At 58.2% G+C, this 13482-nt stretch carries 13 protein-coding genes and 1 pseudogene; 4 read left to right on the top strand and 10 right to left on the bottom strand.

The annotated features are described in order from the left end of the window. Window positions 1–1623, bottom strand: a 1623-nt coding sequence (locus ACILRN_RS11180) for an ABCB family ABC transporter ATP-binding protein/permease (RefSeq protein WP_395688316.1), incomplete at its 3' end; no start/stop codon positions are given. A 25-nt stretch (window positions 1624–1648) separates the two neighbouring features. Beyond that, window positions 1649–3244, bottom strand: a complete 1596-nt coding sequence (locus ACILRN_RS11175; RefSeq protein WP_395688314.1) for a hypothetical protein — start codon at window positions 3242–3244, stop codon at window positions 1649–1651. A gap of 167 nt (window positions 3245–3411) precedes the next feature. On the opposite strand from ACILRN_RS11175, the gene ACILRN_RS11170 reads away from it, so the two are divergent. After that, complete coding sequence (locus ACILRN_RS11170) at window positions 3412–4011, top strand: TIGR00730 family Rossman fold protein (protein ID WP_395688312.1); 600 nt, start codon at window positions 3412–3414, stop codon at window positions 4009–4011. 4 nt (window positions 4012–4015) lie between these two features. On the opposite strand, the gene rarD is transcribed toward ACILRN_RS11170, so the two are convergent. The 4 genes from rarD to cysS form a co-directional block, all read right to left on the bottom strand. Then, window positions 4016–4939 (bottom strand): EamA family transporter RarD, encoded by a 924-nt coding sequence (gene rarD / locus ACILRN_RS11165; RefSeq protein ID WP_395688310.1) that lies wholly within the window; start codon window positions 4937–4939, stop codon window positions 4016–4018. A gap of 91 nt (window positions 4940–5030) precedes the next feature. Next, window positions 5031–6614, bottom strand: coding sequence for a citramalate synthase (gene cimA / locus ACILRN_RS11160; RefSeq protein WP_395688308.1), 1584 nt, complete (start codon window positions 6612–6614; stop codon window positions 5031–5033). Then, entirely contained in the window at window positions 6614–6748 is a 135-nt protein-coding gene (locus ACILRN_RS11155) for a hypothetical protein (protein WP_395688306.1), read from the bottom strand. Before ACILRN_RS11155 ends, cimA begins: the two co-directional genes overlap by 1 nt. Beyond that, window positions 6745–8076, bottom strand: a complete 1332-nt coding sequence (gene cysS, locus ACILRN_RS11150) for a cysteine--tRNA ligase (protein ID WP_395688304.1) — start codon at window positions 8074–8076, stop codon at window positions 6745–6747. Before cysS ends, ACILRN_RS11155 begins: the two co-directional genes overlap by 4 nt. 273 nt (window positions 8077–8349) lie before the next feature. Between cysS and ACILRN_RS11145 the strand changes: the two genes are divergently transcribed. Then, window positions 8350–9249: a DMT family transporter gene (locus ACILRN_RS11145; RefSeq protein ID WP_395688318.1), complete on the top strand. Its 900-nt coding sequence runs from the start codon at window positions 8350–8352 to the stop codon at window positions 9247–9249. Between the two features lie 59 nt (window positions 9250–9308). On the opposite strand, the gene ACILRN_RS11140 is transcribed toward ACILRN_RS11145, so the two are convergent. Then, complete coding sequence (locus ACILRN_RS11140; RefSeq protein WP_395688303.1) at window positions 9309–9995, bottom strand: glutathione S-transferase N-terminal domain-containing protein; 687 nt, start codon at window positions 9993–9995, stop codon at window positions 9309–9311. A gap of 3 nt (window positions 9996–9998) precedes the next feature. Then, complete coding sequence (locus ACILRN_RS11135; RefSeq protein ID WP_395688301.1) at window positions 9999–11396, bottom strand: class II 3-deoxy-7-phosphoheptulonate synthase; 1398 nt, start codon at window positions 11394–11396, stop codon at window positions 9999–10001. 110 nt (window positions 11397–11506) lie between these two features. On the opposite strand from ACILRN_RS11135, the gene ACILRN_RS11130 reads away from it, so the two are divergent. Continuing rightward, on the top strand, window positions 11507–11773 hold the full coding sequence (locus ACILRN_RS11130; RefSeq protein WP_395688299.1) for a hypothetical protein: 267 nt from the start codon (window positions 11507–11509) through the stop codon (window positions 11771–11773). On the opposite strand, the gene ACILRN_RS11125 is transcribed toward ACILRN_RS11130, so the two are convergent. Then, the gene (locus ACILRN_RS11125) at window positions 11751–11972 is read right to left on the bottom strand and encodes a DUF2093 domain-containing protein (RefSeq protein ID WP_395688297.1); all 222 of its coding nucleotides are present in this window, start codon (window positions 11970–11972) and stop codon (window positions 11751–11753) included. The two genes, ACILRN_RS11130 and ACILRN_RS11125, sit on opposite strands and share 23 nt — an antisense overlap. Window positions 11973–12057: 85 nt before the next feature. Here ACILRN_RS11125 and ACILRN_RS11120 point away from each other — a divergent pair, with 85 nt between their 5' ends. Beyond that, complete coding sequence (locus tag ACILRN_RS11120; protein WP_395688296.1) at window positions 12058–13290, top strand: aminopeptidase; 1233 nt, start codon at window positions 12058–12060, stop codon at window positions 13288–13290. Between the two features lie 4 nt (window positions 13291–13294). Here ACILRN_RS11120 and ACILRN_RS11115 read toward each other — a convergent pair. Beyond that, window positions 13295–13482 (bottom strand): annotated as a pseudogene (locus ACILRN_RS11115) (exodeoxyribonuclease VII large subunit); the annotation flags it as partial.

The raw sequence follows: 13482 nt of genomic DNA, 5'->3' as shown, positions 1-13482 counted from the left end.
CTGGATCTGGCTTTCGGTGAAACTGTCCAGCGCCGAAGTCGCCTCGTCAAGTATCAGGATCGGCGGGCCCTTCAGAATGGTGCGCGCAATGGACACGCGCTGTTTCTCACCCCCTGAAAGCTTGAGGCCCCGCTCTCCAACCATCGAATCGTAGCCCTTGGGCAGACTCATCACAAAATCGTGAATCTGGGCCATGCGCGCTGCCTCTTCGACCTCGGCATCAGTTGCGTCCGGCCTGCCATACCGAATATTGTAACGAATGGTATCGTTGAACAGCACCGTGTCCTGCGGCACCATGCCAATCGCGGCACGCAGGGAGTCTTGTGTCACCAGCGCAATATCCTGGGCGTCGATCAAAATGCGACCGCCATTCACTTCATAGAAACGGAATAACAGCCTCGAAATCGTAGACTTTCCAGCCCCGGAAGGACCGACAATCGCCACAGTCTTGCCAGGGGGCACACTGAAACAGAGATCTTTCAAAATAGGACGTTCCGGATCATAAGCGAAATTGACATTCTCAAATGTAACTCGGGCCTCCGCAACAACGAGTGGCTCAGCACCTGGGCGGTCGGCAACTTCGGCATTCACCTTGAGCAGCGAGAACATCTGCTCGACGTCGATCAGTCCCTGCTTGATCTCACGATAAGACGATCCAATGAAGTTGAGCGGCATGTACAACTGGATCATGAGAGCGTTGATCATGACGAAATCACCCACGGTACCGCCCCCTGACCGGACCGCAAGCGCAGACATGACCATGACGATTGTCAGACCAATGGAAAAGATGATTGCCTGCCCGGCATTGAGAACAGCAAGCGACACCCATGTCTTCACTGCAGCTTTCTCATATGTGTCCATGGATCGGGCGTAGCGGTCGGTCTCGTGCTGCTCATTTCCAAAATATTTGACCGTCTCAAAATTGAGCAAACTGTCGACAGCCTTGGTATTGGCGTCCGTATCAGCTGCATTCATGTCGCGCCGAATGTTGATGCGCCACTCCGTAGCGGCATAGGTAAACCAGACATAGCCAAGCACGGTGATCACGATGACCGCCGCATAGAGCCAGCCGTAGGACCAGGCCAGGACGGAGGCGACCAGAACGATCTCGAGTATGGTCGGAATGGTGTTGAACAGGGAAAAGCGCAGCACGGTATCGATACCCATGGTGCCACGCGAGACAATGCGGGACAGACCGCCGGTGCGCCGTTCCAGATGAAACCGCAACGAGAGTGCGTGCAGATGGCGAAAGGTACGAACGGCAAGATCACGTACCGCGCGCTGACTGACCTTCGCAAACACGGCGTCACGGATTTGGGCCAGCACAACCATCATGATGCGACCAACACCATATGCAGCGACAAGGAAGATCACGGCAGTCGCGGCGGTCGAGAGCACATCCGCTGTTCCGGTCAGAGCGTCGGTGGCATATTTGAACGCGTAGGGTGTCGCTACCGTGACGATCTTCGACAGCACCAGCGCAAGCATGGCGATTACGACACGGAACTTCAGGCCAGGGTGACCGGCAGGCCAAAGATAGGGCAGCATGTCGCGGAGGATGGACCACTGGTCACCATCCCCCACCACGGGCAATTCCGTGTTTCGAGCTGTAGTGCGGCTCATCGCGTGCGCATGCGACTGGCCGCCTCTACTGACCAGTGGCCGCGTTCTCGTCAGGTTTCAGCGGTTCCCGGCGATGCGGGTCAACGGTTTCAGTTTTTGGCGCAACGTCAGGAGTCCTGAATACCTGGCCAGGATAGATCAGGTCAGGGTTGCGGATCTGATCCTTGTTCGCATCATAGAGCACCGTGAACTTGGCACCGGTTCCATAAAGAACGCGCGAGATGCGCCAAAGATTGTTGCCGGGCTGGATGACGATTCGACCTTCGCGCGGAACAGGTTGGCTGGCAGCCGCAGTGCTTGTGGCTTCCGGAACTGTAACTTCAGTGCTGGACGCCTCAGTGCTTGCAGCGTCCGAGGTCGCGACCTCCGTGCTTGCGGCTTCAGCACCGGCCGACTCAGTGCCTACAGCTTCCGTGCTTGCGGCTTCTGTACCAGCCGACCCAGTACCTGCCGCCGTAGAGGCAGCAGCCTCTGTGCTTGACGATGCCATACTGGTATCTGACTGACCGGTCTCGGCTGATGGTTGGATCGCATCGGCCACCTTGGTCTGGTCTTCACGGAAAAATGGAACTTCGACACGATTGACCACCTTGCCTTCGGCATCGAGGCCGTCGACGCGCAAGATATGATTACCGGTCGAAATGTCAGCTGTGGCCGAGAACGACCATCGGCCGTCTGCACCAACTGCGGCATCTCCTACCATTGCATTATCCACGTACACGCGAGCCGAATGTCCCTGATCGCCCTGGCCCGAAAACACAATATTTCCCGCGGCATCGTAATCGACCGCATCAATGGTCACAAGCTTGGCAGGCTGACCTGTCGTCGACTGCGGTTTCTGGATTACCTTTGTCGGTTGGTCGGGGCTGACCACGGCAACGAGCGGCTGCTGCTGCCCGCCTGCTGGAACGATGACCGCAACGCTCTGCTTGGAGGTCGTTCCCGCCGCCTGGCCCGGACTACGGGATTCGAGGGTGAGTGCGCCACTGCCCACAGGCAACGGCTTGTCGGGGGTAATCACAAACGCTCCATCGCTGTTGGCCATGGCCTTACCTATCTCGAGGCCATCAAGCTTGACGAAAACCTCCGCACCTGGCGCTGCCGTTCCGGCGATGACAGCCTCGCCCGTTGTCTCGACACGCACGGTGTCAAAGGCGGGTGCCTGATCATCCGGAGAAACCGCTGGCGGTTGCTCGGCAGTGGTCGCTGGCTGTTCCGCTGTCGTGGCGGCCGGTTGCTCCGCGGTCGTCGTCGCTGGCTGTTCCGCTGTCGTGGCGGCCGGTTGCTCCGCGGTCGTCGTCGCCGGCTGTTCCGCTGTCGTGGCGGCTGGTTGCTCCGCGGTCGTCGTCGCTGGCTGTTCCGCTGTCGTGGCGGCCGGTTGCTCCGCGGTCGTCGTTGCAGGCTGTTCCGCTGTCGTGGCGGCTGGTTGCTCCGCGGTCGTCGTCGCAGGCTGTTCCGCTGTCGTGGCAGCGGGCTGTCCCGTCTCCGCTGCCTCTTCGATTCCAGCCGTTTGGGCCGGGGGGGCCTCGGCCATCCAGCGATCGCGGGTGAGACCGGCAATCGCTGCAGCCGCAACGATCGCGAGCCCGGTAAGAACCAATATCGGAGTCTTGTTCTGCATTGTTTTGACGATCCAAGTAGCTTGTTTGCTGAGCCGAATGGCCCCTTTGCGCCGGAAGATCAACCCCTTAATTAGGCCCTGATTGCGATTTAATCAAAGATTCGAAATCAGTACCTGCATTTCCAGCGGACAGCACAGCACGAACTGCCTCGGAAGGAGTTGACAAGATGGGTCCTGCCCGAAAACTCTGCGTTTATTGCGGCTCCGGAGAAGGCCGCAACATGGCCTATGTGGATGCCGCACGCCACTTGGGCAAGGCCATGGTGGAGGCCAACATCGGCCTCGTCTACGGCGGGGGAGGTCTCGGCCTGATGGGGGAGGTAGCGAGATCTGTTATCAAGAATGGCGGGCATGTTACTGGAATCATTCCGGAATTTCTAGCAAGTAAGGAGCGTTTGCTCGCCGATGTGAATGATTTGGTGGTCACCCCTGACATGCACAGTCGCAAGATGACCATGTTTGCCCGATCAAACGGGTTCGTTGCTCTTCCTGGAGGACTTGGCACGCTCGAGGAATTGGCAGAAATTTCAACCTGGGCGCAATTGGGCCAACACAGCAAGCCCATCATTGTCTGCAACGTTGCCGGCTATTGGGATCCCCTGGTCATGCTGCTTGACCACATGCGGGCCGAGCAGTTTATCCGGGAGGGGCTCGAGTTGGCGATGGATGTCGTGCCCGATGCCGAGAGTGTCATACCAGCCTTCGAGCAGCGACTACGTCTGACCCCGGACAGAGTGGCAGCCCATCCGATCCTCGACAAGATGTGATTGCTCAGGCCTCTGCCTCACGGCGCAGGCGCTCGTCGCGCAAGGCCGTCCACGAAAAGATTGCCAGTGCAATCCAGATGATGACGAAAGATACGAGTTTCAGCACGTTCATCTGCTCGCCAAAGATGAACACCGCTGTGAGAAAGACCAATGATGGCGAGATATACTGCAGCAAGCCCGCAGTCGAATAACGGATGCGGCGGATCGATGCCGCATACAGCATAAGCGATACGGCAGTCATCACTCCACATCCCATCAGCATCAGCGTATCATAACCGTTTGCGGCAAAGCGCGCTTCGCCACGTTCCGCGAGCCACCATTCAGCGGCCAGTAGCGGCAGTGCCGCGATCAGCACCTCGATCAGGAATCCCTGGGTGGGCCCGACCGGAATCGTCTTACGCAAGAATCCATAAAGACAGAATGTAACGGCCAGCATGAGCCCAAGCCACGGGAAGTAGCCCAATGCCACCGTTTGGACAATAACACCGACGCAAGCCAGGCCCAATGCGACTTTTTGCGGTGAGGTGAAACGCTCGCCCAGAAACAGGTACCCCATGACGACATTCAGCAGTGGATTGATGAAATAGCCGAGGCTTGATTCAAGCGTCCGGCCAACCTCAATTGACCATACGTAGAAACCCCAGTTGAACACGATGAGCGATGAGGTAAGCGCCAAAATGGCCACGTGCCTGGGGTTTGTCAGTGCTCGTCGCACATCTGGCCACTGTCCAAGGTACCATACCACCAGAACTGCAACCGGCAGGGCCCAGAAACCACGGTTGACGGCGATCTCGACTGGAGAGATGTGACGGATGAGGCCAAAATAGAACGCCATGCCACCCCAGACGAGATGCGCCATGACCGCCAGAACGACACCGGTCTCCGCTGCAGTCAGCGTCGGGGAAACGGCACTTCGGTCACGGCCCATCGACATGGCAGCCGTTTAGGCCAGGGCATCTTCGAGCGCAAACCCGCTCGCGGCATGGTCTTATGTGTGCTGCGCATGCCAAGAAGTGACATCAAGCCGCAACGGCTCCTTCGCGAACCAGTTTGTAGACCAGAGCATCGGACAGAGCCTGAAAAGATGCGTCCACAATATTGGGAGAAACGCCGACAGTGAACCAGCGATGCCCCTTGCTGTCGCGGCTTTCGATCAGCACCCGGGTAGTGGCGCTGGTGCCACCGTTCAGGATGCGAACCTTGAAATCAACGAGTTCCATGTCGCTGATGACACTCTGATAGCGGCCAAGATCCTTGCGCAGCGCAACGTCCAGCGCGTTCACCGGACCATTACCCTCCCCCGCATTGAGATAGACCTGTTCGCCAACCTTCACCTTGACCACGGCTTCCGATATCATTTCGCGTTCGCGCTCTTCGACAATAACGCGGAATGACAAGACATCAAAATACCGGGGAACAGTGCCAAGGCTGCGTCGGGCCAGCAATTCGAAGGATGCATCTGCGCCATCGTAGGCATAGCCGAGTGCTTCGCGTTCCTTCACCTCGCGCAGAAGGCCGTCCAGTCGAGGATCGTCCTTCGCGACCTTGAGCCCCATGCGCTCGATCGCGGCCAGCAGGTTTGACTTGCCAGCCTGGTCCGATACCAACACATGGCGACGGTTGCCCACCGCCTCCGGGGAGATATGCTCATAGGTCGCGGGCTCCTTGAGAAGAGCAGACGCATGGATTCCAGCCTTAGTGGCAAAGGCACTCATGCCGACATAAGGAGCCTGCTTGTCTGGCGAGCGATTCAACAACTCGTCAAAGGCACGCGAGATATCCGTGAGCCGCGCCAGGCTGGCTCGATCGATTCCCGTTTCAAATCGCTCCGAATAGCGGCCCTTCAACAGCAGCGTGGGAATGATGGAAACGAGATTGGCATTGCCGCAGCGTTCGCCGATACCGTTCAGCGTACCCTGAATGTGACGCACGCCAGCATCGACGGCAGCAAGCGAATTGGCCACGGCCTGGCCAGTATCGTTGTGCGCATGGATGCCAAGATAACTGCCCGGGACTGACCTTGCCACAGCGCCGACGATGTCGGCAATCTCACCGGGCAGCGCGCCGCCATTGGTATCACACAGCACAGTCCAGCGCGCACCTTCCCGGTAGGCAGCCTCGGCACAGGCCAGCGCGTAAGCCGGATTGGCCTTGTAGCCATCGAAGAAATGCTCACAGTCGACCAGCACTTCCTTACCTGCACCCCTGGCAGCAGCCACAGTCTGGCGGATCGCGTCTATATTCTCCTCATTCGAACACCCAAGCGCCACACGCACATGATAATCCCACGACTTGGCCACGAAACAGGCCGCTGCCGCCTTGGCTGCAAGTATCTGTTGCAAGCCGGCGTCATTAGCAACTGAGCGGCCAGCACGCTTGGTCATGCCAAAGGCGGTGAACATGGCTCTTGTCTCGCGCGGAACCGAGAACAACGCCACGTCTGTGGGGTTCCCGCCAGCATAGCCACCCTCGATGTAATCGACGCCAAGCTCATCCAACATGCCAATGACGACGAGCTTGTCTTCGAGTGAAAAATCAATTCCGGGTGTCTGCTGCCCATCCCGCAGAGTCGTATCGAAGATATAGAGGCGCTCCCGTGTCATCACACAAGCCCACTCAGGCGCAACACAAGATACAGGGCTGCCAAGAGGACAGTGATCTTCAGCACCATGTAGGCCAGCCAGTGCTTGGGAAACGGCAGGCTGTCACGCCAAGACTTCTTTTCAGGGGCAGTCATCGCTTCATCTCCCAGGTGGTGGTTCCATCCTTGTTGTCCTTGATGGCGATGCCCATCGCGGCAAGCTCGTCTCGGATGCGGTCACTCTCTGCCCAGTTCCTCGCCCTGCGGGCAGCAAGCCGTGCCTCGACGAGAGCGGCCACAGCGGCGCCATCAATCGTCAAGTCTGCGCCTGGCGTTGCCAGATCTCCTGAAAAACCCAATGATTTCAGCGTAACGCCTAGGTCATTTTGTGCGCCTGGCCTGTCGAGAGCATGCAGTTCCGCAATGGCCTTGGGCGTGTTCAGATCATCTAACAGCGCCTCAAGCACGCTCGCGTGGATGTGCCCCGGTTCCGCATGGACCGATCCCGCGTTGTTGAAGAATCCCTCTAGTATGCGCCAGCTTTCTTCGAGGCTTTTTACCGTCCAGTCGATTGGCTGACGATAATGCGTCCGCAGCATGTTGAAGCGCAGAACGTCACCGGGCCAGTCAGCCAGGAGTTGGTGAATGGTGAGAAAGTTTCCGAGGCTTTTGGACATTTTCTGGCCCTCGACCTGCAAGAAGCCATTGTGCATCCAGACCTGGGCCATGACACGATGGCCGAATGCACAACGGGTCTGGGCAATCTCGTTTTCATGGTGTGGAAACACGAGGTCAATGCCACCACCATGAATGTCGAAGACTTCGCCCAGATGTTTCCAGCTCATGGCCGAACATTCAATGTGCCAGCCCGGACGACCCCGCCCCCAGGGGCTATCCCAGCCAGGTGTCTCGGCGTCCGACGGTTTCCACAACACGAAATCCATCTCGCCGCGCTTGTAGGGCGCCACATCAACGCGCGCACCGGCCAACATCTCATCGAGTGAGCGCCGTGATAGCTGGCCATAATCGGACATCGAAGGAACGTCGAACAGCACGTGACCATCGGCAGCATAGGCATGTCCGGCTTCGATCAACCGTTCGATGATCGAGATCATTTCACTGATGTGCTCTGTTGCACGAGGCTCCACGGTGGGCGGCAACACACCCAGAGCGGCGATGTCCGCGTGAAACTGGCGTGTGGTTCGCTCGGTCACCTCACGGATCGGAATGCCATCGGCCCTGGCCCTGGCGTTGATCTTGTCGTCGACATCGGTAATGTTGCGAACATACTTGACGTGCGCCACGCCATAGATCTGGCGCAACAACCGAAACAGAACGTCAAACACGATCACCGGACGGGCATTACCGATATGGGCGTAATCCCAAACCGTCGGACCGCAGACATACATGCGTACATTCTTGGGATCCATGGGAACGAAATCGTCCTTGGTCCGGGTGAGCGTATTGTGGAGACGCAAGCGCATGTCGGTCCTCAGGCTGGCCGGTCCGGCTTCGCTCTATCTTGGATTTAGGTCAAGCGGCGCCCTGCCAGCGGATGTCTGCTAGCTGTGAATAATAATGCCGCGTGTGGCGGCGAATGGGCGAAAAACGATCATTTGCCCCAGAACATGCGTCAGCCGACGCCTTAGGTCAAGGGCTTGGGTAAAGACAAGGGTGCCATGTCGCTTCCAGCCTATCGCTTTTGCGTTCGGATGGTTAATGCTGGTGAGAACCAGGCATCACCCCCACACTTGAGCATGATCAACGCCGACCACAGACAACACCAGATCGGCCTTCTTCTGGTGGCGGCAGCCGCGCTTGCCTGGTCCACTTCGGCACTTTTTGTCCGAAATATCGAGGCCGGATTGATGACGATGCTTTTCTGGCGCGGCATTTTCTCCGGTACTGCGGTTTTCCTGCTGTTCTTCCTGATGGAGCGAGGGGCAGCTCTGTCTACCCTCCGGACACTGCGATGGCCTACGCTGGTCGTGGCTCTGCTATCGGCAACCGGCATGATCACCGGCATTGGAGCACTGCGCAACACCACCGCTGCAGACGCCATGGTGATTTATGCCACTGTGCCATTCATGACGGCAGCACTCGCCTACATGGTCATCGGGGAGAAGCCTTCAAGCGCCACGCTCATCGCCAGCACTGTGGCGCTGCTGGGCGTGGGCGTCATGCTGCTTGGGGCAGATCTTGGCGGCAGCCTCCTAGGACAATGTCTGGCCGTGATGATGGCCTTTTCGATGGCAGCCTTCACGACCGTGATGCGTCAGCATCGCAACATACCGATGCTGCCGGCCATGGCAGCATCAGCCTGGATCTGCTCGTTCGGCTGTTACTGGTTCGCAGAGCCAAGCACGATTTCCAGCACGGATCTGATGCTCTGCATGGCTTTCGGCATCGTCCAGAATGCTGCGGGTCTCGCACTCTATGCTTTTGGATCGAAACGGGTGCCAGCGGCAGAGGCAACGCTGCTGGCCGCCCTCGAAGTGCCATTGACGCCATTCTGGGTTTTCCTGTTCATGGGCGAGACGCCGTCGCCGCAAACCCTCATCGGCGGCAGCATCGTACTGCTGGCACTGTTCTTTCATATTCTGGCAGAATTCCGGCGCAGGCCAGCAGCCATGGCAACGCCAGTACTGCCACCCTGAAAGCCGAGAGCAACAATCGAACAGATTGAAACAGCGCTCCAATCAAGTCAATTGTTGCTCTAGTTCCTTGAGGTCTGTCCGAACAGCACTTTGCGCTCTTCATCACTCATTGGTTTCGAGTAGGACGGCGCAACGCTAGCATAGACCCGCCCCACCGCAGGCCTTGCCTTCATGGTCTCGAACCAACGGCCAAGATTAGGAAACTCCTCGAGTTTCTGACCGTACCGCTCATGTGGGACGACCCATGGGTATGAGGCCATGTCGGCAATCGAATAGTCACCCGCAAGGTATGGCCGATCAGCAAGACGTCGATCCATCACGCCATACAGACGGTTGGTCTCTTTCACGTAACGCTCGATGGCGTAAGGAATTCTTTCCGGAGCGTAGATGGCGAAGTGGCCGTTCTGGCCGGACATCGGTCCCAGACCACCAACCTGCCAAAACAACCATTGCAGAACATCAGCACGTCCACGCATATCCTGCGGCATGAACTTGCCCGTCTTCTCTGCAAGATAAAGCAGGATTGCACCCGACTCAAAGAGCGAGAGGGGCGGGCCGCCATCAGCGGGCGCCAAGTCGATGATGGCCGGTATGCGGTTGTTGGGCGAGATGGCGAGGAACTCAGGCTTGAACTGATCGCCCTTGCCGATGTCCACGGGGTGGATGCGATATGCAAGGCCAGATTCCTCGAGGAAGATCGTGATCTTGTGTCCGTTTGGCGTTGGCCAGTGATAAACCTCGATCATTCCCTACTCTGCCGCCTCGACGATTTCATCGTCATCCGATCGCGGGCGAGACGCCATTTCCTTCTTGATTTCCTCCGCGACGAGGAAGGACAGTTCAAGCGCCTGCGCAGCATTGAGGCGCGGATCGCAGAACGTGTGATAACGGTCGTTGAGGTCCTCGTCACGCAGCGCGCGAAGACCCCCCGTACATTCGGTCACATCCTTGCCGGTCATCTCGACATGAATGCCTCCGGCATGCGTGCCTTCCGCCTGGTGAACGCTCATGAAGCGGCGCACCTCGCCCAACACAGCCTCGAAGGGGCGGGTCTTGTAGCCGGAGGTGGACTTGATCGTGTTGCCGTGCATCGGGTCACACGACCACACGACGACCCGTCCTTCACGCTTCACGGCTCGGATAAGGTCCGGCAGGTGCTTTTCTACCTTGTCAGCGCCAAAACGAGCGATAAGCGTGAGCCGCCCAGGCTCGTTGTCCGGGTTCAACTTGTCAACGAGGCGGATGAGGTCATCCGGTTTCAGGGAAGGGCCGCATTTGAGCCCAATCGGATTTTTCACGCCGCGCATGAATTCGACATGAGCATGATCAGGCTGGCGGGTGCGATCACCGATCCACAGCATATGACCGGAAGTTGCATACCAGTCGCCACTGGTCGAATCGACCCGGGTCAGAGCCTGCTCATAACCGAGCAGAAGAGCCTCATGGCTGGTGAAGAAGTCAGTCGTCCTAAGCTGCGGCGCAGTATCGGCATTCACGCCACAGGCACGCATGAACCCCACCGCCTCCGTGATACGGTCGGAAATTTCCTGATAACGCTCGTAGGCAGGCGAATCCTTCAGGAAGTCGAGTGTCCATTTATGGACATGTTCGAGATTGGCGTATCCACCCTGAGCGAAGGCACGCAGCAGGTTCAGCGTAGCGGCCGATTGCCGGTAAGCCATGATCTGTCGTTCTGGGTCGGGGCGGCGCGCCTCCAGTGTTGCCTCCGCTCCATTGACGATGTCGCCTCGGTAGATGGGAAGTTCAACGCCATCCACGGTTTCAGTCGGGGATGAGCGTGGTTTCGCAAACTGACCGGCAATACGACCCACTTTCACAACTGGCTGGCCGCCAGCAAAGGTCAAGACTACGGACATCTGCAGAAAAACGCGGAAGAAATCACGGATGTTGTCAGCCGAATGCTCCGCAAAGCTCTCGGCACAGTCCCCGCCCTGCAGCAGAAATCCCTTGCCCTCCGCCACACGCGCCAGCTTGCGCTTGAGCTTTCTTGCCTCGCCGGCGAACACCAGCGGTGGAAAACCTGCCAACTGCGCCTCGACGGACCGAAGCCTGGACTGATCCCCATACTCGGGAACCTGCACGACAGGAAATTGCCGCCAGCTGTCAGGTGTCCAGTTTGTCGTCATCGCTAAAACTCCACCAAAGGGTGCAAATCCCTTACCATCTATTAAGTCGGTCAGCGTATACACGGCCCAAATAAGTGTTTCTAGCCCTAGCAACGGCGTGGGGACCGGGCATGCTCGACTACATCATGAACGCACGGTGGGACCAAGCCTACAACTTTCTGCTGTCTGGCGCCCCACCCGTTTACGTCCGGTTGTTTGCAGTTAACGGCTTGTTCTTGTTGCTTTTTATACTCCGAAAACTAGCTGGCGCGCGGCCGATGAGCGAGATCGCATCACTCGCCACCCAGTTTTGCTTGCTGGTGGCGAATGTCATTGTGCTGTTCCAGGCCGAGATCGAAGTCTATCTCCGCAGCTTCATGACTGGGTATTGGCGCTAATCTTGCCAAAGGCCGCCTCGGGAGAGGAAAAGGCCAACTGCAGGGCTACATCCCAATAGCGCAGCTCCGAAATCGCAATTGCAACGCCAGTTGCAGCGCATCGGACGAAATCCCCTCGCTCGATGACCTCGAATTCGGCGTGACCAAACCTGATCCTCGCTTCCTGCCGCACTGGTTGTTCCGGGTCGCTGATGCTCATGCCAGGGACGATAGGAAATCCGGCAGGGAATTTGAAGTCATGGAATTTTGAGTTTCATGCCCTCTTCCTGTATAGATCCCCCATCATGACGCCTCACGAAACGCTCCTCGATTCCTATGCCAGACTCACCGTCCGCACAGGCCTCAACATCCAGAAAGGTCAGCAACTGCTGATCACCGCGCCACTTGATGCAGTTCCGCTGGTTCGCCGTATCACGGATCATGCCTATCGGGCCGGCGCCAGCCTCGTGACAACCTTTTATGCGGACGACAACGCCACCCTGTCGCGCTTTGCCCACGCGCCAGATGAAGCTTTCGACACAGCCCCGGGATGGCTTTTCAATGGCATGGCGGAGGCATTCAGGTCCGGAGCAGCTCGGCTTGCAATCGCGGGTGAAGATCCTGCCCTGCTGGCTGGACAGGATCCAAACAAGCTGGCCCGCGCCAACAAGGCGCGTTCGAAGGCATATCGCCCCGCCCTCGAACTCATCACCGGCTTTTTCATCAACTGGTGTGTCATAGCAGCGGCTACTCCGGCATGGGCCAAATCGGTTTTCCCGGGACTTCCGGAGCACGAGGCCATCGACCGGCTGTGGCGGGCGATTTTTGCCTGCACCAAGGCCGACCAGCCAGATCCGGTTGCTGCATGGGAGAAGCACAATACCGAACTGGCCCGGCGCACCGGTTTTCTCAATCAGCAGCGCTATCGTGCCCTCCGCTACAGCGGACCGGGCGTCGACCTCATGCTCGGTCTTGCCGACGATCACATCTGGAAAGGTGGTGGCGGCAAGTCACTCAATGGCGTGTTCTGCAACGTCAACATCCCCACCGAGGAGGTGTTTACCGCCCCCCACAAGGACAGGGTTGACGGCACATTGCGATCAACCAAGCCCCTCTCCTATCAGGGCTCTCTCATCGATGGCATCCGGGTGCGTTTCGCAGGCGGCCGCATCGTGGAGATGTCGGCGGAAAAGGGTGAAGACGCCTTCCGCAACCTAATCAACACGGATGAGGGCGCGGCCAGGTTGGGTGAGGTCGCGCTCGTACCTCATTCCTCGCCGATCTCGGCCAGCGGGATCATATTCAACAATACACTGTTTGACGAGAATGCTGCGAGCCATGTGGCCGTTGGACAGTCTTACACTGAGAACATCCGTGATGGCTCGAATCGAACGCAGGATGAGCTGACAGCGATGGGAGCCAACACCAGCCTTGTGCATGTCGACTGGATGGTTGGATCCGGAGAACTCGACATCGATGGCATCCTGCAAGATGGCTCTGCACAAGCGCTGATGCGCCAAGGCGAATGGGCGATCTGAATTTCTACAGAAGACGGCCCTGCTCGGGCGAATCCTCGCGCACACTGACTTCGCCATCGGCGAACTCCAGGCGCAGAGCCTGACCATGCTGAACGCCCGCCGCAGCATACACCGGCTGGCCAGTTCCATCACGCACCAGCGCAAAGCCGCGCCGCAATACCGATCGGTAGGACAATGAGTCCGCCAGCTTAG

Source organism: Aestuariivirga sp. (assembly GCF_044238155.1).
Lineage (GTDB): Bacteria > Pseudomonadota > Alphaproteobacteria > Rhizobiales > Aestuariivirgaceae > Aestuariivirga.
The sequence above is the reverse complement of the archived record's forward strand: the minus strand, read 5'-3'. Positions and strand labels throughout refer to the sequence as shown.

Coding starts and splice junctions, on each gene's coding strand:
- ACILRN_RS11175 (WP_395688314.1), bottom strand. CDS start 3,244: ATGCAGAACAAGACTCCGATATTGGTTCTTACCGGGCTCGCGATCGTT.
- ACILRN_RS11170 (WP_395688312.1), top strand. CDS start 3,412: ATGGGTCCTGCCCGAAAACTCTGCGTTTATTGCGGCTCCGGAGAAGGC.
- rarD (WP_395688310.1), bottom strand. CDS start 4,939: ATGGGCCGTGACCGAAGTGCCGTTTCCCCGACGCTGACTGCAGCGGAG.
- cimA (WP_395688308.1), bottom strand. CDS start 6,614: ATGACACGGGAGCGCCTCTATATCTTCGATACGACTCTGCGGGATGGG.
- ACILRN_RS11155 (WP_395688306.1), bottom strand. CDS start 6,748: ATGACTGCCCCTGAAAAGAAGTCTTGGCGTGACAGCCTGCCGTTTCCC.
- cysS (WP_395688304.1), bottom strand. CDS start 8,076: ATGCGCTTGCGTCTCCACAATACGCTCACCCGGACCAAGGACGATTTC.
- ACILRN_RS11145 (WP_395688318.1), top strand. CDS start 8,350: ATGATCAACGCCGACCACAGACAACACCAGATCGGCCTTCTTCTGGTG.
- ACILRN_RS11140 (WP_395688303.1), bottom strand. CDS start 9,995: ATGATCGAGGTTTATCACTGGCCAACGCCAAACGGACACAAGATCACG.
- ACILRN_RS11135 (WP_395688301.1), bottom strand. CDS start 11,396: ATGACGACAAACTGGACACCTGACAGCTGGCGGCAATTTCCTGTCGTG.
- ACILRN_RS11130 (WP_395688299.1), top strand. CDS start 11,507: ATGCTCGACTACATCATGAACGCACGGTGGGACCAAGCCTACAACTTT.
- ACILRN_RS11125 (WP_395688297.1), bottom strand. CDS start 11,972: ATGAGCATCAGCGACCCGGAACAACCAGTGCGGCAGGAAGCGAGGATC.
- ACILRN_RS11120 (WP_395688296.1), top strand. CDS start 12,058: ATGACGCCTCACGAAACGCTCCTCGATTCCTATGCCAGACTCACCGTC.